This window comes from Stenotrophomonas hibiscicola ATCC 19867 (assembly GCF_000382065.1).
GTDB lineage: Bacteria > Pseudomonadota > Gammaproteobacteria > Xanthomonadales > Xanthomonadaceae > Stenotrophomonas > Stenotrophomonas hibiscicola.
The window spans coordinates 397,149-411,451 of the sequence record NZ_KB907501.1 but is presented as its reverse complement, the minus strand read 5'-3'; the positions used below and the strand labels follow the sequence as shown (position 1 = coordinate 411,451).

General features: G+C 66.2%; 11 protein-coding genes and 4 tRNA genes. 1 reads left to right on the top strand and 14 read right to left on the bottom strand.

Features of this window, described 5'->3' with window-relative positions; all coding sequences use genetic code 11:
- The 6 genes from tuf to G370_RS0114030 all read right to left on the bottom strand — a co-directional run.
- Positions 1-1,115, bottom strand: a 1,115-nt coding sequence (gene tuf, locus G370_RS0114055) for an elongation factor Tu (protein ID WP_019661171.1), incomplete at its 3' end; no start/stop codon positions are given.
- Positions 1,116-1,156: 41 nt separating this feature from the next.
- A tRNA-Thr gene (locus tag G370_RS0114050) sits at positions 1,157-1,232 on the bottom strand.
- 49 nt (positions 1,233-1,281) lie between these two features.
- Positions 1,282-1,355: transfer RNA gene (locus G370_RS0114045), tRNA-Gly, on the bottom strand.
- Positions 1,356-1,379: 24 nt separating this feature from the next.
- Positions 1,380-1,465 (bottom strand) — tRNA-Tyr (locus G370_RS0114040).
- 137 nt (positions 1,466-1,602) lie between these two features.
- Positions 1,603-2,619 (bottom strand): isoaspartyl peptidase/L-asparaginase family protein, encoded by a 1,017-nt coding sequence (locus G370_RS0114035; RefSeq protein ID WP_005408201.1) that lies wholly within the window; start codon positions 2,617-2,619, stop codon positions 1,603-1,605.
- A gap of 138 nt (positions 2,620-2,757) precedes the next feature.
- The gene (locus tag G370_RS0114030; protein ID WP_026347151.1) at positions 2,758-3,777 is read right to left on the bottom strand and encodes a cyanophycinase; all 1,020 of its coding nucleotides are present in this window, start codon (positions 3,775-3,777) and stop codon (positions 2,758-2,760) included.
- A 170-nt stretch (positions 3,778-3,947) separates the two neighbouring features.
- Between G370_RS0114030 and G370_RS0114025 the strand changes: the two genes are divergently transcribed.
- Positions 3,948-6,686: a TonB-dependent receptor plug domain-containing protein gene (locus tag G370_RS0114025; RefSeq protein WP_019661169.1), complete on the top strand. Its 2,739-nt coding sequence runs from the start codon at positions 3,948-3,950 to the stop codon at positions 6,684-6,686.
- A 614-nt stretch (positions 6,687-7,300) separates the two neighbouring features.
- Here the strand turns inward: G370_RS0114025 and ychF are convergent.
- The 8 genes from ychF to G370_RS0113985 form a co-directional block, all read right to left on the bottom strand.
- Positions 7,301-8,392, bottom strand: a complete 1,092-nt coding sequence (gene ychF, locus G370_RS0114020; protein ID WP_019661168.1) for a redox-regulated ATPase YchF — start codon at positions 8,390-8,392, stop codon at positions 7,301-7,303.
- Between the two features lie 141 nt (positions 8,393-8,533).
- Positions 8,534-9,112 (bottom strand): aminoacyl-tRNA hydrolase, encoded by a 579-nt coding sequence (pth, locus tag G370_RS0114015; RefSeq protein WP_019661167.1) that lies wholly within the window; start codon positions 9,110-9,112, stop codon positions 8,534-8,536.
- 48 nt (positions 9,113-9,160) lie between these two features.
- The gene (locus G370_RS0114010) at positions 9,161-9,778 is read right to left on the bottom strand and encodes a 50S ribosomal protein L25/general stress protein Ctc (protein WP_005415401.1); all 618 of its coding nucleotides are present in this window, start codon (positions 9,776-9,778) and stop codon (positions 9,161-9,163) included.
- 109 nt (positions 9,779-9,887) lie between these two features.
- Complete coding sequence (locus G370_RS0114005; RefSeq protein WP_005415400.1) at positions 9,888-10,847, bottom strand: ribose-phosphate diphosphokinase; 960 nt, start codon at positions 10,845-10,847, stop codon at positions 9,888-9,890.
- A gap of 140 nt (positions 10,848-10,987) precedes the next feature.
- Positions 10,988-11,064 (bottom strand) — tRNA-Gln (locus G370_RS0114000).
- Between the two features lie 11 nt (positions 11,065-11,075).
- Positions 11,076-11,945, bottom strand: coding sequence for a 4-(cytidine 5'-diphospho)-2-C-methyl-D-erythritol kinase (ispE, locus tag G370_RS0113995; protein WP_019661166.1), 870 nt, complete (start codon positions 11,943-11,945; stop codon positions 11,076-11,078).
- Positions 11,942-12,601, bottom strand: coding sequence for a lipoprotein insertase outer membrane protein LolB (gene lolB / locus G370_RS0113990; protein WP_019661165.1), 660 nt, complete (start codon positions 12,599-12,601; stop codon positions 11,942-11,944). The genes ispE and lolB overlap by 4 nt, the downstream gene beginning before the upstream one ends.
- The gene (locus tag G370_RS0113985; RefSeq protein WP_026347150.1) at positions 12,598-14,283 is read right to left on the bottom strand and encodes a tetratricopeptide repeat protein; all 1,686 of its coding nucleotides are present in this window, start codon (positions 14,281-14,283) and stop codon (positions 12,598-12,600) included. Before G370_RS0113985 ends, lolB begins: the two co-directional genes overlap by 4 nt.
- Between the last annotated feature and the right edge of the window lie 20 nt (positions 14,284-14,303).

The following is a 14,303-nucleotide window of genomic DNA, read 5'->3' as shown; positions in this document are numbered from 1 at the left end:
TCCATCGCCACCGGGTTGATCAGGGTGACGACCATCTTGACGTTGTCACCCGGCATCACCATTTCGACGCCTTCCGGCAGTGCAGCTGCGCCGGTGATGTCGGTGGTGCGGAAGTAGAACTGCGGACGGTAGCCGTTGAAGAACGGGGTGTGACGGCCGCCTTCGTCCTTCGACAGGACGTAGACTTCACCCTCGAACTTGGTGTGCGGCTTGATCGTGCCCGGCTTGGCCAGCACCTGGCCACGCTCGACGTCGTCACGCTTGGTGCCGCGCAGCAGCAGGCCAGCGTTGTCGCCTGCCTGACCCTGGTCCAGCAGCTTGCGGAACATTTCAACGCCGGTCACGGTGGTCTTCTGCACCGGACGGATGCCGACGATTTCGATTTCGTCGCCGACCTTGATCACGCCGCGCTCGATACGGCCGGTCACCACGGTGCCGCGGCCCGAGATCGAGAACACGTCTTCCACCGGCATCAGGAACGGCTTGTCGATCGCACGCTCCGGCTCCGGAATCCAGCTGTCCAGGGCATCGACCAGCTTCAGGATGGCCGGCACGCCGATGTCGCTCTGGTCACCTTCCAGCGCCAGGCGGGCCGAACCGGCGATGATCGGGGTGTCGTCGCCCGGGAAGTCGTACTTGCTCAGCAGCTCACGCACTTCCATCTCGACCAGCTCGAGCAGCTCGGCGTCGTCAACCATGTCGGCCTTGTTCAGGAACACGACGATGTACGGCACGCCGACCTGACGCGACAGCAGGATGTGCTCGCGGGTCTGCGGCATCGGGCCGTCAGCGGCCGAGCACACCAGGATCGCGCCGTCCATCTGGGCGGCACCGGTGATCATGTTCTTGACGTAGTCAGCGTGGCCCGGGCAGTCAACGTGGGCGTAGTGACGGATCGGGGATTCGTATTCGACGTGCGCGGTCGAGATCGTGATGCCACGCGCCTTTTCTTCCGGCGCGGCGTCGATCGAGGAGTAGTCCTTGAACTCGCCACCGAAGCGCTCGGCACCGATCTTGGTCAGTGCGGCGGTCAGCGTGGTCTTGCCGTGGTCGACGTGACCGATGGTGCCGACATTGACGTGCGGCTTGGTGCGCTCGAACTTACCCTTGGCCATGGCTGCTTATCTCGAATTCGTCTGAGAGGTGATGCTTGAGATGGTGCTCACGAAAGGAATCGAACCTTCGACCTCTTCCTTACCAAGGAAGTGCTCTACCGACTGAGCTACGTGAGCCGAGTTTTGCATTATGACATGAACTCGATAATATTCAAAGTTCATTCAATGGAGCGGGAGACGGGAATCGAACCCGCACCATCAGCTTGGAAGGCTGAGGTTCTACCATTGAACTACTCCCGCGCCGGGAATGTCACAACGTGAAACTGGTGGAGGGAGGTGGATTCGAACCACCGAAGGCGTAAGCCAGCAGATTTACAGTCTGCCCCCGTTGGCCGCTTGGGTATCCCTCCTTACCACCCCAAACCGTTGCCGCCGAAGCGTTGCGGTGTGTGGTGGTGAGCCGCTTATTCTGCTGATGGGACGTGGGGCTGTCAACGCTTTTTTCCATTTTTTTCACACGCTGTCGCAAACCCATTGATACGCAAGGTTATTGCCCGGGAACCGGCAGGGTCTCGTTGGCGAAAATTGCGACATGAGGGACGCCGTCGCCGCCGATCCAGCCCCGATACATGCCCTGGGTGTTGAACGGCGTGGCCATTTTTCCGTCTGCGCCGAGCACGATCGCACCGCCGTCGCCGCCCATCTGCGGAATCGTCTCGTTGATCACGCCCTTGCCGGCCTGCTCCGGGCTCTGCCCCTGGTAGCGCATGCGCGCACAGATCTCGTGCGCGGCCGCAGTGCGGATGTAGTACTCGCCCCACCCGGTGCCGGACACCGCGCAGCGTGCGTCGGCCCAGGTGCCGGCACCGATGATCGGCGAGTCACCGACCCGGCCGTAGCGCTTGTTGGTCATGCCCCCGGTGGAGGTGCCGGCGGCCAGATGCCCCTGCGCGTCCAATGCGACCGCACCAACGGTACCGAAGTGCTTTGCAGTCTCCAGGTCGGCATGCGCCTGGCCACTGGCCTCTTCCTTGAGGGCGCGCTGCAGCTGTTGCCAACGCTTCTCTGTACGGAAGTAGGAGGGATCGACCAGAGGAATGCCCTGCTCGGCCGCGAAGGCTTCGGCGCCCTGCCCGACCATCATCACGTGGCGGGATTTCTGCATCACGGTCTGCGCCAGCAGGATCGGGTTGCGCACCCGTTGCACGCCCGCCACCGCGCCCGCCGCCTGGTTCGCGCCATCCATGACCGCCGCATCCAGCTCGTTGCGGCCGTCGTGGGTGAACACTGCGCCCTTGCCGGCGTTGAAGGTGGGATCGTCCTCCAGCACGGTGATCGCGGCGGTGACTGCGGCCAGCGCGGGGCGCCCCGCCGCCAGTTCCGCATGACCCTTCAGCAGTGCTGCCCGCAGCGCGTCACGTGCGGCCTTTTCCTCGGCCGGCGACAGGTCCTTGCGCTCGACGCCGGCGCCGCCGTGGATGACCAGCAGCGGTGAAGCGGCCGGTGCGGCCTGGGCAAGCATGGGCAGGGACAGCAGTGCGGACAGTGCCAGGCGCAGTTTCATCGGGTACGTCTCCAGCAGGTGGGCAAGGGAGGCATCATCGTAGAGCCGAGCCCATGCTCGGCTGATGCCTCGATTGAAGAGCAGCCGAGCGCGGGCTCGGCTCTACAGCATCCCATGCGTGGCCACAGGATCGCCGGGTCACTGGCGGATGAGTTCGATCTCGCCATCGCTGACGTCGGCCACGGCCTGGTAGTCGGCCTCGGCCTGGAAGTCATCCAGGCGCATGCGGCTGCCGCTGGCGACCACCGTTACCGGCACCGCGTGGAAGCGCAGCGGCTCACCTTCGACCAGGCGGTCGGCATCGCGGCCGGGGCTGACCACCCAGACCTTGCCCTCGCCGTCAGCACTGTAGACCTGCGCCTGGCCATCAGGCTCCACGCACAGAGCGGTGTCCTCGTCGACGCCGATGCCGACGATGCCGGGGTCGCCACTGTCCTGGGCGGCGCGCGCCACGAACACGATCAGGCGACCGAGCCGGTCGCGCTTGTCGAAGTGGGTGTCGGTGACCACGCGCTGCAGGTAGGGCATCTGCAGGAAGCCACTGTCCATGGTCACCGCACTGCCCATCGGGTCGGCCAGCGCACCGGCGGAGGTGATGCTGCCGCCGTCCATCGCGCCGTATGCATAGCCACCGAGGATGGCGAGCCCAGCGCTGGTACCGGCAATCGGCTTGCCGGCGCGCACATGGGCGTTCAGCGCGCGGTTGAGCGCAGTACCCTTCCAGAAGCGGATGTAGCGCGACTGGTCACCACCGGCAATGAAGATGGCATCGGCGGCGGCAACCACGCGCAGCACGGCCGGATCGTCGGCGCCGCGGCGGCTGTCGAAGACCAGCGTCTGCACTGCGGTGGTACCGCCGATCTCGCGGTAAAGGCGGTCCTGCAGCTCATCACTGCCAGAAGCGCGCAGGATCAGCACCCGGCCATTGCCAGCCTGCTTCAGCCACCAGTGGAAGGCCTCCGGCACCCATTCGCCACCGCCCATCAGCATCATGGCCGGTGCGCGCGGACCGGGCCGGGGCGCGTCGAGATCGCCGGCTTCGTAGTAGGCGAAGCCCGGGCCCTGCAGGTCCTGCGCAAGGGCGACCAACGGCACGGCCAAGACCAGCAGCGCCAGCCGGGCGAAGGGGGCACGCACGGTCCGATGGAGGCGTCGCATCTTGATCTCCCTGAACAAAATCGACTTGCAAGCGTTTCCACTCTTTGCCAGATAGGGACCCAGTAGTCAAGGACATGAAAAAGGCGTTAAATGCGCGCGCCCGTTCCGGAAATCTGAATGGGGGACAGGGCCCCTCCTCTGCGGGCCGGCTTCATTTCCGAGAATTCCTCATGCGTAGACAGGCGATGGCGTGGTCGATCCAGCTGGCGTTGATGGGCGTGGCTGCTTCCGCGGCGGCCCAGGCACCGGCTTCCTCTTCGGTGCAACAACTGGACGCGGTGCAGGTCACCGGCTCGCGCATTCCGCGCGCCCAGGTGGAAGGCCCCGCCCCGATCACGGTGATCAACGCCGAACAGATCCGCTCCAGCGGCTTCACCAGCGTGCCGGACGTGCTGCGTGCAATGACCCAGAACGGCGGTGAGACCCAGAGCCAGCAGTCTTCCAGCGGCGCCGACTTCTCGCCGGGCGCCCAGCAGGTAGACCTGCGCGGCCTGGGCCCGAACCACACGCTGGTGCTGGTCAATGGCCGCCGCATCGCCGACTTCCCGATGCCGTTCAAGGGCCGCAGCAACTTCACCGATGTCTCCAACATCCCGCTGGGGATGATCGAGCGCATCGAAGTGCTGACCGGCAGCGCCTCGGCCATCTACGGCTCGGACGCGATCGCCGGCGTGGTCAACTTCATCCTGAAGAAGAAGGCCGACGGCACCACGATCGACATGCGCATGGGCACCACCAGCGAAGGCGGTGGCGAGTCGTTCGACATGAGCCTGGCCAGCGGCTTCAGCCGCGGCAACTTCAACGCCGTGTACAGCGTCGAGCTGCAGTCGCAGACCCCGCTGTGGGCCTATGAGCGCGACATCCAGGATTCGACCCAGGACGGCCCCACCGAGGGCTCGCGCATCGCCCGCCGCGCTTACCTGCGTACGGACTACAACGACGACTACCTGGATCCGGGCGCGGCCACCTGCGAAGCGCTGGCCGGGCAGAACCAGGGCAGCACCTACCGCGCCTACCGCCCGCGCTACGGGTACTACTGCGGCAGCGACAGCTCGATCGGCTACGGCACCATCCTCAGCAAGCGCCGCGGCGCCAATGGCTACGCCTCGCTGAGCTACGACTTCGACAACGGCCAGCAATGGTTCGCCGATGTGCAGCTGGGCTACCACACGATGTCGCTGATGCGCGACGTCACCAAGTGGGGCCGCATGGACGCCAATGGCGATGAGTCGGGCTACTTCAACAACCAGGCCACCGGCGAGATCGAGTTCTGGCAGCGCCAGTTCTCACCCGAGGAAATGGGGGGCCTGCGCAATGCGATGGTCCGCAGCACGCAGAAGACCTTCAGCGTGACCACCGGCTTCAAGGGCAATCTGGCCGGCAACTGGGACTACGAAGCGGCGCTGAGCCATTCACAGTACCAGTCGCGGATCAGCTGGGCGCAGATCATCGCCGCCAAGGCCAATGACCTGTTCCTGGGCCCGCAGCTGGGCGTGGACGACGACGGTTTCCCGATCTACAACGCGGACCCGTCGCGGCTGTACCGGCCGCTGACCCGCGCCGAGTACGATTCGATTGCCGCACGCACTACCTATTCGCCGAAGTCGCGCACCGAGACGGCTGCATTCACGCTGACCAATTCCGCGCTGTTCGGCCTGCCGGGCGGTGATGCCGGGTTCGCCGCGACCGTGGAAGTGGGCCAGCAGGCCTATGCGCTGAATCCCGATCCGCTGGCCACCCAGTACTACTACTACAGCTGGAAGGATTCGGACGGCCAGGGCTCGCGCAACCGCTGGGCGACCGCCGCCGAGCTGCGCATGCCGCTGCACGAGACGGTCAACCTGAGCGTGGCCGGCCGCTACGACCAGTACCGCTATTCCGGCCACACCATCGGCAAGGCGACCTGGAGCGGCGGTCTGGAATGGCGCCCGATCGACACGCTGCTGGTGCGCGGTTCGTATGGCACCGCGTTCCGCGCGCCGGACCTGCACTACGTGTTCGCCGGACCGGGCAACGACGAGACCACCGCCGAAGACCTGTACAGCTGCCGCGCCGATGGCGCTAGCGACTGTTCCGACTACGAGCGCAACCTGATCCGCAGCCGCACCGGCAACCGCCAGCTCGACCCGGAAACCAGCACCTCTTGGAGTGCAGGCTTCGTCTGGTCGCCGGCGATCGGCCTGGACCTGTCCGTGGACTGGTTTGACATCGACATGCGCAAGCAGGTGCAGGACATGGACGTTCGCACGCTCCTGGCCAACGAAGCCAACTGCCGCCTGGGTACTGCCGACATCAACTCGCCGACCTGCGTGGACGCGCTCGACCGCATCACCCGCACCGGTGATGGCCGCCTATACGGCGTGCGCGTCGCTCCGATCAACGTCGCCCGCGAATCGACCTCCGGTATCGACGTCGGCCTGCGCTACCGCATGCAGACCGGCATCGGCGATTTCATCCTCAACGGCACCCACACCTGGGTGAAGAAGCACGATTTCCAGCGCTACCCCGGTGACCCGACCCTGGACCAGTTCGCGGTCAACAGCGGATTCGACATCCCGCGTACCAAGACCAGCCTGAGCGCGACCTGGGAGAAGGACGCGTGGTCGGCGACGGTCTATGGCTCGCGCCTGGGCAAGCTGCCAACTTCGGACAGCTACGACCAGTCGTTCGACTGGGACAGCGGTGACAGCCCGTACGTGAAGGCGACCTACCGCTACAACGCCTCGGTGCAGTACCGCTTCGACGACCACTCGCGCCTGTCGCTGTCGGTGGTCAATGTGTTCAACAAGATGCCGCCGAAGGACACCACGTATACCGCGTACCCGTACTACGACGTGTCCTGGTTCGACAGCGTCGGCCGCACCATCAACCTGCAGTACACCCACAAGTTTGGCGGCACCGCGCTGTAAGGCGCGCGGCCTTGCAGGACGTGGACGACAAGGCCCGCCATTGGCGGGCCTTGTCATTTGCGCTCTGGTAGATGCCCACCTTGGCGGGCACTGTCTCGCCGCGCGCCCACCAAGGTGGGCGGCTATCAGAGCGGGCCACCGGGGTTTTCCACACAATGCGTGGAGAGTGATGGGAACTTGATGTGGACAAGTGGGTTCGAGCGTTGCGATGCAGGCATTTCCGGGCGTGGTTATTTTTTATCCACGCCTCCCGTTGTTTTCCACACCACGCGTGGAAAGCGATGGGAACTTGGTGTGGACAAGTGGGTGCGAGCATTGCAGCGCAGGCGTTTCGAAGCGTGGTGAAAATCTGTCCAGGTCGCGCGGGCGAGCCCCTTGTAGAGCCGAGCCCACGCTCGGCTCCGGCTGGCATCAGCCGAGCATGGGCTCGGCTCTACATCGGCTTCGCCGGTTTTCCACATGCGGCGTGGAAAGCGATGGGAGTTTGCTGTGGACAAGTGCCGGCGAACATCACGCCGCAAGCGTTTCGCAGCGTGGTGATTTTTTATCCATATTCAGAAACGCGAACGCCCCGCACGAGGCGGGGCGTCCGGGATCGATCCGATGCCGCTGGATCAGACGTTGAAGCGGAAGTGCAGGATGTCGCCTTCCTGCACGCGGTATTCCTTGCCTTCCAGGCGCAGGCGACCGGCTTCCTTGGCGCCGGCTTCGCCCTTGTACTTGATGAAGTCGTCATACGCGATGGTTTCGGCGCGGATGAAGCCCTTCTCGAAGTCTGTGTGGATGACCGCGGCAGCCTGCGGGGCGGTGGCACCCTTGCGCACCGTCCACGCGCGGACTTCCTTCACGCCTGCGGTGAAGTAGGTCTGAAGGCCGAGCAGGCTGTAGGCCGCGTTGATCACGCGGTTCAGGCCCGGCTCGCTCAGGCCCAGGTCGGCCAGGAAGGTATCGCGGTCCTCGTCGTCGAGCTGGGACAGCTCTTCTTCGATCGCGGCCGACACCGGCACCACCTGCGCGCCTTCTGCGGCGGCATGCGCGCGCACGGCTTCCAGGTGCGGGTTGTTCTCGAAGCCGTCTTCCAGCACGTTGGCGATGTACATCACCGGCTTCAGGGTCAGCAGGAACAGGTCGCGTACCAGCGCCTTTTCTTCATCATCCAGGCCGGCCGAACGGCCGGCCTTGCCCTCCGACAGTGCCGCCTGCAGCTTGGCCAGCACCGGCTTGCGCGCCGCTGCATCCTTGTCGCCGCCCTTGGCCGCGCGCTCGGCACGGTTCAGTGCCTTCTCGACGCTGTCCAGGTCGGCCAGCGCCAGCTCGGTATCGATGGTTTCGATGTCCGAGATCGGGTCGACCTTGCCGGCGACGTGCACGATGTCACCGTGCTCGAAGCAGCGCACCACGTGGGTGATGGCATCGACTTCGCGGATGTGCGCCAGGAACTTGTTGCCCAGGCCTTCACCGCTGGCCGCACCGGCGACCAGGCCGGCGATGTCGACGAACTCGACCGCGGTCGGGATGACCTTCTGCGGGTTGATGATGCCCGCCAGCTCGTTCAGGCGCGGGTCCGGCACCGGCACGATGCCGACGTTCGGCTCGATGGTGCAGAACGGGAAGTTCGCCGCGGCGATGCCCGCCTTGGTCAGCGCATTGAACAGGGTCGACTTGCCGACGTTGGGCAGGCCGACGATGCCGCATTTGATACCCATGGGTGACAGCTCTCTGGGGTGAAAGTGATTGGGGAAACAGCGACGTGGGCGCTGCTTTTCCAATCATTCTCCGTACCGACCAACGGTCGGTACCTACCGACCTGGTTGACTCCGTACCGACCAACGGTCGGTACCTACCGGTTATTTCGGGGTGTGCAGGCGCTTCATCGCTTCGTTGAAATCGCCCTGCACCGCCAGCGGCAGCACGTCGATCGCATCGTCGATGGCGCGCGCGATCAGCACGTCATCGTCCTTCGACGGGCGGCCGAGCACCCAACCCACCACGCGGTCCTTGTGGCCGGGGTGGCCAATGCCCACGCGCAGGCGATGGAACTTGCCATGGCCGAGCAGGCGGATGGTGTCGCGCAGGCCGTTCTGACCGCCGTGGCCACCGTCGAACTTCAGCCGTGCCGCGCCGGGCGGCAGGTCCAGTTCGTCGTGGGCCAGCAGGGTTTCCTCCGGCTCGATCTTCCAGAACCGCTGCGCGGCGGTGACCGACTTGCCGCTGAGGTTCATGAAGGTGGCGGGCTTGAGGAGCCACACCGTCTGCCCGGCGATCTCGACCTTGGCGGTCTCACCGAACAGCTTGCTGTCCACATTCCATCGCGCACCGGCTTTCTCCGCCAGGGCCTCAACGAAATGAAACCCGGCATTGTGCCGGGTCCGGGCGTGTTCCGATCCGGGGTTGCCCAGACCGACGATCAGTCGCAGTCCTGCCATGGTTCCTTCCAGTACGGTGCCTGCCCGCAGGCAGGCACCGTAGCGGTATTACTCGGCGGCAGCCGCTTCTTCGTCGGCCGCGTCGGCCTTGCCGGCCTTGGCGGTGACGATGGCGTCGTCGTGGTCCTTGCCCAGCGCCAGGGCCGGGATTTCCACGCCCTTCGGCAGCTTGATGTCGGACAGGTACACCACGTCACCGGCCTTCAGCTCGCCCAGGTCGACTTCGATCGACTCCGGCAGGTCCTTCGGCAGGCAGGTGATGGTCACTTCCTTCAGTTCGTGGGTGACCACGACGTCGGCAGCCTTGCCGGCCGGCGAGGTGTCTTCGTTGACGAAGTGCAGCGGGACCGAAGCGGTCAGGGCTTCGTTCTCGTTCACGCGCTGGAAGTCCAGGTGCATGATCAGCTGCTTGTACGGGTGGCGCTGCATGTCACGCAGCAGGACCTTCTGCACCTGGCCATCCAGGTTCAGGTCCAGGATCGAGGCATAGAACCACTCGTTCTGCTGGGCCAGCCAGATTTCGTTGTGGTCCAGGCTGATGGCGACCGGCTCGGCGTTGCCGCCGTACACGATGGCCGGGATCACACCGGCGTGACGCAGGCGGCGGCTCGCACCCTTACGCTGCAGTTCACGCTTGGTGACCTTGATTTCATGGGTCTTCGACATTTTCGACTACTCAGGTTGTTGCCGCGCCCTGCGGCGTGGCGGTTGAAGATGCTTCCGCGACCAGAAGCACCCGGGGTATGCCCCCGCCGTTGCCGGCAGGGGCGAAAACTCAGTCGACGTACAGCGAGCTGACCGACTCACCGAACGCGATGCGGCGCATCGTTTCAGCCAGCATTTCCGCCACGCTCAGCTGGCGGATCTTGCTGCACACCCGCGCCGCGTCCTTCAGCGGGATGGTGTCGGTCACCACCAGCTCGTCGAGCTGGGAATTGGTGATGTTGTCCACCGCCGGGCCCGACAGCACCGCGTGGGTGCAGTAGGCGGCGACCTTGAGCGCACCGCGCGCCTTCAGGGCAGCAGCAGCGGCGCACAGGGTGCCGGCGGTATCGACGATGTCATCGACCATCACGCAGGTCTTGCCTTCGACGTCACCGATGATGTTCATCACGGTGGAGACGTTGGCGCGCGGGCGGCGCTTGTCGATGATCGCCAGGTCGGCGTCATCCAGGCGCTTGGCCACCGCACGGGCGCGGACCACGCCGCCCACGTCCGGCGAGACGACGATCAGGTTCTCGGTGCCGTAGGCGCGCCAGATGTCGGCCAGCAGCAGCGGGGACGCGTACACGTTGTCCACCGGAATATCGAAGAAGCCCTGGATCTGGTCGGCGTGCAGGTCGACGGTCAGCACGCGATCAGCGCCCGCGGTGCTGAACATCTTGGCCGCAAGCTTGGCGGTGATCGGCACGCGCGAGGAGCGCATGCGGCGATCCTGGCGCGAGTAGCCGAAATACGGCACCACGGCGGTGACACTGGCCACCGATGCGCGCTTGAGCGCGTCGATCAGCACCAGCAGCTCCATCAGGTTTTCCGCGCTCGGCGCGCAGGTCGGCTGGATCACGAACACGTCCTGCTTGCGGACGTTCTCTTCGATCTCCACCTGCACTTCGCCATCGGAGAAGTGCGAGACCAGCGCCTTGCCCGGGCGAACCCCCAGTTCCTTGCAGATGTTCTGCGCCAGACGTTTGTTGGCGTTGCCGGAAAAGACCAGCAGGTTCGGGGACTCTTGCATCATGATTGTCTCGGGCGGGGACGAGTGGCGGGGATCGGGAGTCGGCAAGGACCCCGATGGACCCTTGCTGCTGACAACACCGCGGTTGTTTCCACGTCCCGCGCGGGCGATGCGCTGGAAGGCGCGGACACAGCCGCTATTGGCAGGGGCGGTAGGATTCGAACCTACGAATGCCAGGATCAAAACCTGGTGCCTTGGGCCTCTTGGCGACGCCCCTGCAGTGATAAATCAGTGTTGCTCGAGTGCATCCAGCAGTGGCGAACGCGCTACGCCCGCTGCCACCCTTGCCCGCAACTCCTTCGGCAACTTCGACCGTCCCTGCTCTGCGGCAGACTGCGATGCGAACTCGACGAAACAACCACTTCCCGAACCGGTCAGCCGCGCCGTGCCGATGTCGCTCAACGCGGCGAACGCTGCCTCGACGGCAGGCTCACGGCGGCGCAGCACCGGTTCGAACGCGTTCCCGACCAGGGTCCCGGAAGCGAAGTCCTCTATTTTCGCCACTGGGCTGTCGCGCGTCAAATCCGGGTCTGCAAACAGTGCTGGCGTAGGAACATGAACGCCCGGTTCGACCAGCACGTACCAGGCCGGGGCCAGAGTGATCGGCTGCAGGCGCTCGCCCACGCCTTCGGCCCAGGCGTTGCGCCCGCGCACGAATACCGGCACATCTGCGCCCAGGCGCAGGCCCAGCGCCGCCAAAGCCTCTTCATCCAGACCCGCCCGCCACAGCCGGTTCAGCACCACCAGCGCCGTGGCCGCGTCGGACGACCCCCCGCCAAACCCACCCCCGGCGGGAACGTGCTTTTCGATGATGATGTCTGCACCTTGCTCGACCTTTGCCGCTTCCTGGAGCAGGCGCGCGGCACGCACCGCCAGGTCATCAGCCTCGGCCACGCCGGCCAGGCCCTCGCCCTCACGGCGCACCTGGCCGTCTTCACGCAGGCGCAGGCCAATGCGATCGCCCCAGTCCAGCAGGCGGAACACGGTCTGCAGCTCGTGGTAGCCGTCGGCGCGGCGGCCGGTGATGTGCAGGAACAGGTTCAGCTTGGCCGGGGCCGGCCACCAGGACCAGCCCGCGTCATCGTGCCCGGCACTCATGGGGCGCCCTGCCCCCACTGGTCCACCAGCAGGCGCACCTTGGCGTCGCCATTGCTGGCCTCGATCCGGCGCGGCAGCGCCGGGCGTCCGGCCTCGGCCGGGTACCAGTCCAGATACTGCACCTGCCAGCCCATCTGCTGCATGCGACGCGGCCGGCCGTCAGCGTCGCGCTCGACCTTCTCCGGACCGGCAGCATCGCCGGCCACCAGGCCACGGATCCACTGCGGCAGCTGGTTGACCGGTATGTCCCAGCCGGTCGCTTCCAGCAGCAGCTGCTGGGCGTCCTCGCCGTCACGCGGCCCGCCGGCCAGTCCTTCCAGGCGGCCGGCTTCGGAATGGGTATCGCCGGCCAGCTTCCAGCTCTGCCGGGTCACCGGCGCGCTCAGCTCGACCACATAGCGGCGTCCTTCCTGCTTCCAGTCGATGCGTCCGCTGCCGCCGTCCTTGCCCTTGCTGACCGCGACCCGGCCCTGGAAAGCCCAGTCCGGCTGTGCCTGCAGCGCGGCCACGCGCGCCGCCTCGGCCTGCGCCGCTTCGGCTGAAACAACCTCGACCACCGCCGGCGCCGGGGTCTTCTGCGTGCCCACGCTGGTACAGGCGGTCACCGCCAGGGTCACGGCCGCCAACAGCAGCGGCCGGATCAGGGAAACACTCATGGATTGAATTTCTCGCGGGCGCGCAGCAGCGCGCGGTTTTCAGGATCGAGCTTGGCCGCTTCTTCGAAGAAGTGGCGGGCCTCGTCATGCTTGCCCAGCACCCAGAGCACTTCGCCAACGTGGGAAGCGATCTCCGGGTCCTTGGCCAGGGTCCAGGCCCGGCGCAGCTGCACCAGTGCTTCTTCCTTGCGACCCAGGCGATACAGCACCCAGCCATAGCTGTCGACGATGGCGGCGTTGTCCGGTTCGGCCACGCGGGCGCGGTCGATCAGCTCCAGCGCTTCCTGCAGGCGGCCGGTACGGTCGGCCAGGGTGTAGCCCAAGGCATTCAGGGCCGGCACGTTTTCCGGGTCGGTCACCAGGATCTTGCGCAGGTCGGCCTCGGCGCGCGGGATATCGTCGCGGCGCTCCCAGGCGAGTGCACGGGCGTACAGCAGGCCGTTGTCATCGGGGTAGGCGGCCAGGCCGCGGGCCAATGCATCCAGTTCGCCGGCACTGTCATCGCCACGCTGGCGCAGTTCAGCCTCCAGCAGATAGGCGTCGCGACGCACATCGTCATCGACCACCGCATCGGACTGGATCGCGTGCACTTCATCCAGGGCCTGCGGCAGGCGCCCGGCCAGGGCCTGGGCATTGGCGGCGCGCAGGCGTGCTTCGCTCAGCTCATCGCCGCCGGGCACGCTGTGGTACCACTGCACCGCCTCCGGATAGCGCTTCAGGTACTCGGCGATCTTGCCCAGCAGCAGGCGCTGCGCCGGGTCCGGCTTGGCCGCCTGCCGCGACAGTTCGTTGTAGAGATTGGACAGCGCTGCCTTGTCGCCCTGCTTGGCCAGCAGCGAGGCGCGCATGCCCCAGGTCTGCACGTCCTGCGGGCCGAACGCCAGCACGCGCTCGGCCGCAGCAGGCTGCCCCAGGCTGTCGTAGGCGATGGCCACCGCATTGCGCAGTTCCGGGTCCTGGCGCGTCTTCGGCTCCACATCGTGCAGCAGCGACAGCGCCTTGTCGGTCTCGCCCGCTTGTTGCAACTGGCTGGCGCGCAGCAGTGCCACACGTGGCTCTTCCGGGAAGCGCTTGACCACCTCATCGATCATCCGCCGCGCCAGCTCGGGCTTTTCCATGCGCAGCGCGAGTCGGCCAAACTCCTGCCAGGCCTCGATCTTCGGCGGAATGGCATTGGCATCGACCAGCTCGCCGAGCACCTGCGCCGGCACCGCCGGGTCGCGCCCACCGCCGATCAGCGCGGCCAGGGCGAACTTCCAGCCGCGCTCGTCGGGGTCGGCCAGCAGCGCCTGCAATTCAGTGCGGGCGGCCTTCACATCGCCCTGGCGCATGGCCAGCGCACCGGCGGCGCTGCGCAGGGTCAACGAGCTTGGCGCGCGCTGCTGCCACAAGGCCAGGCCCTTGGCGGCGCTGGCGTCATCGTTGGCGAGCATGGAAATGCGGGTCGCGCGCTCGGCCAGGCCGGCGTCGCCGTCGGTCTGCTGGGCCGCCTGCAGGTACCAGCGCGCCGCCTCCGCCAGCTTGCCGGCCTGCAGCGCGAACTCACCGGCCATCACCGGTTCCAGCGCCAGTTCCTCAGTGGCCGGGGCCCTTACAGGGGCCTTGGCCGGCACCGCCGCCAGGGCCTGGCTGCAGGCCAGGGACAGCAGCAGAACACTGGGGATGCGAATCAATGCGGGCATCGTCGGCATCGGGGCCTTAA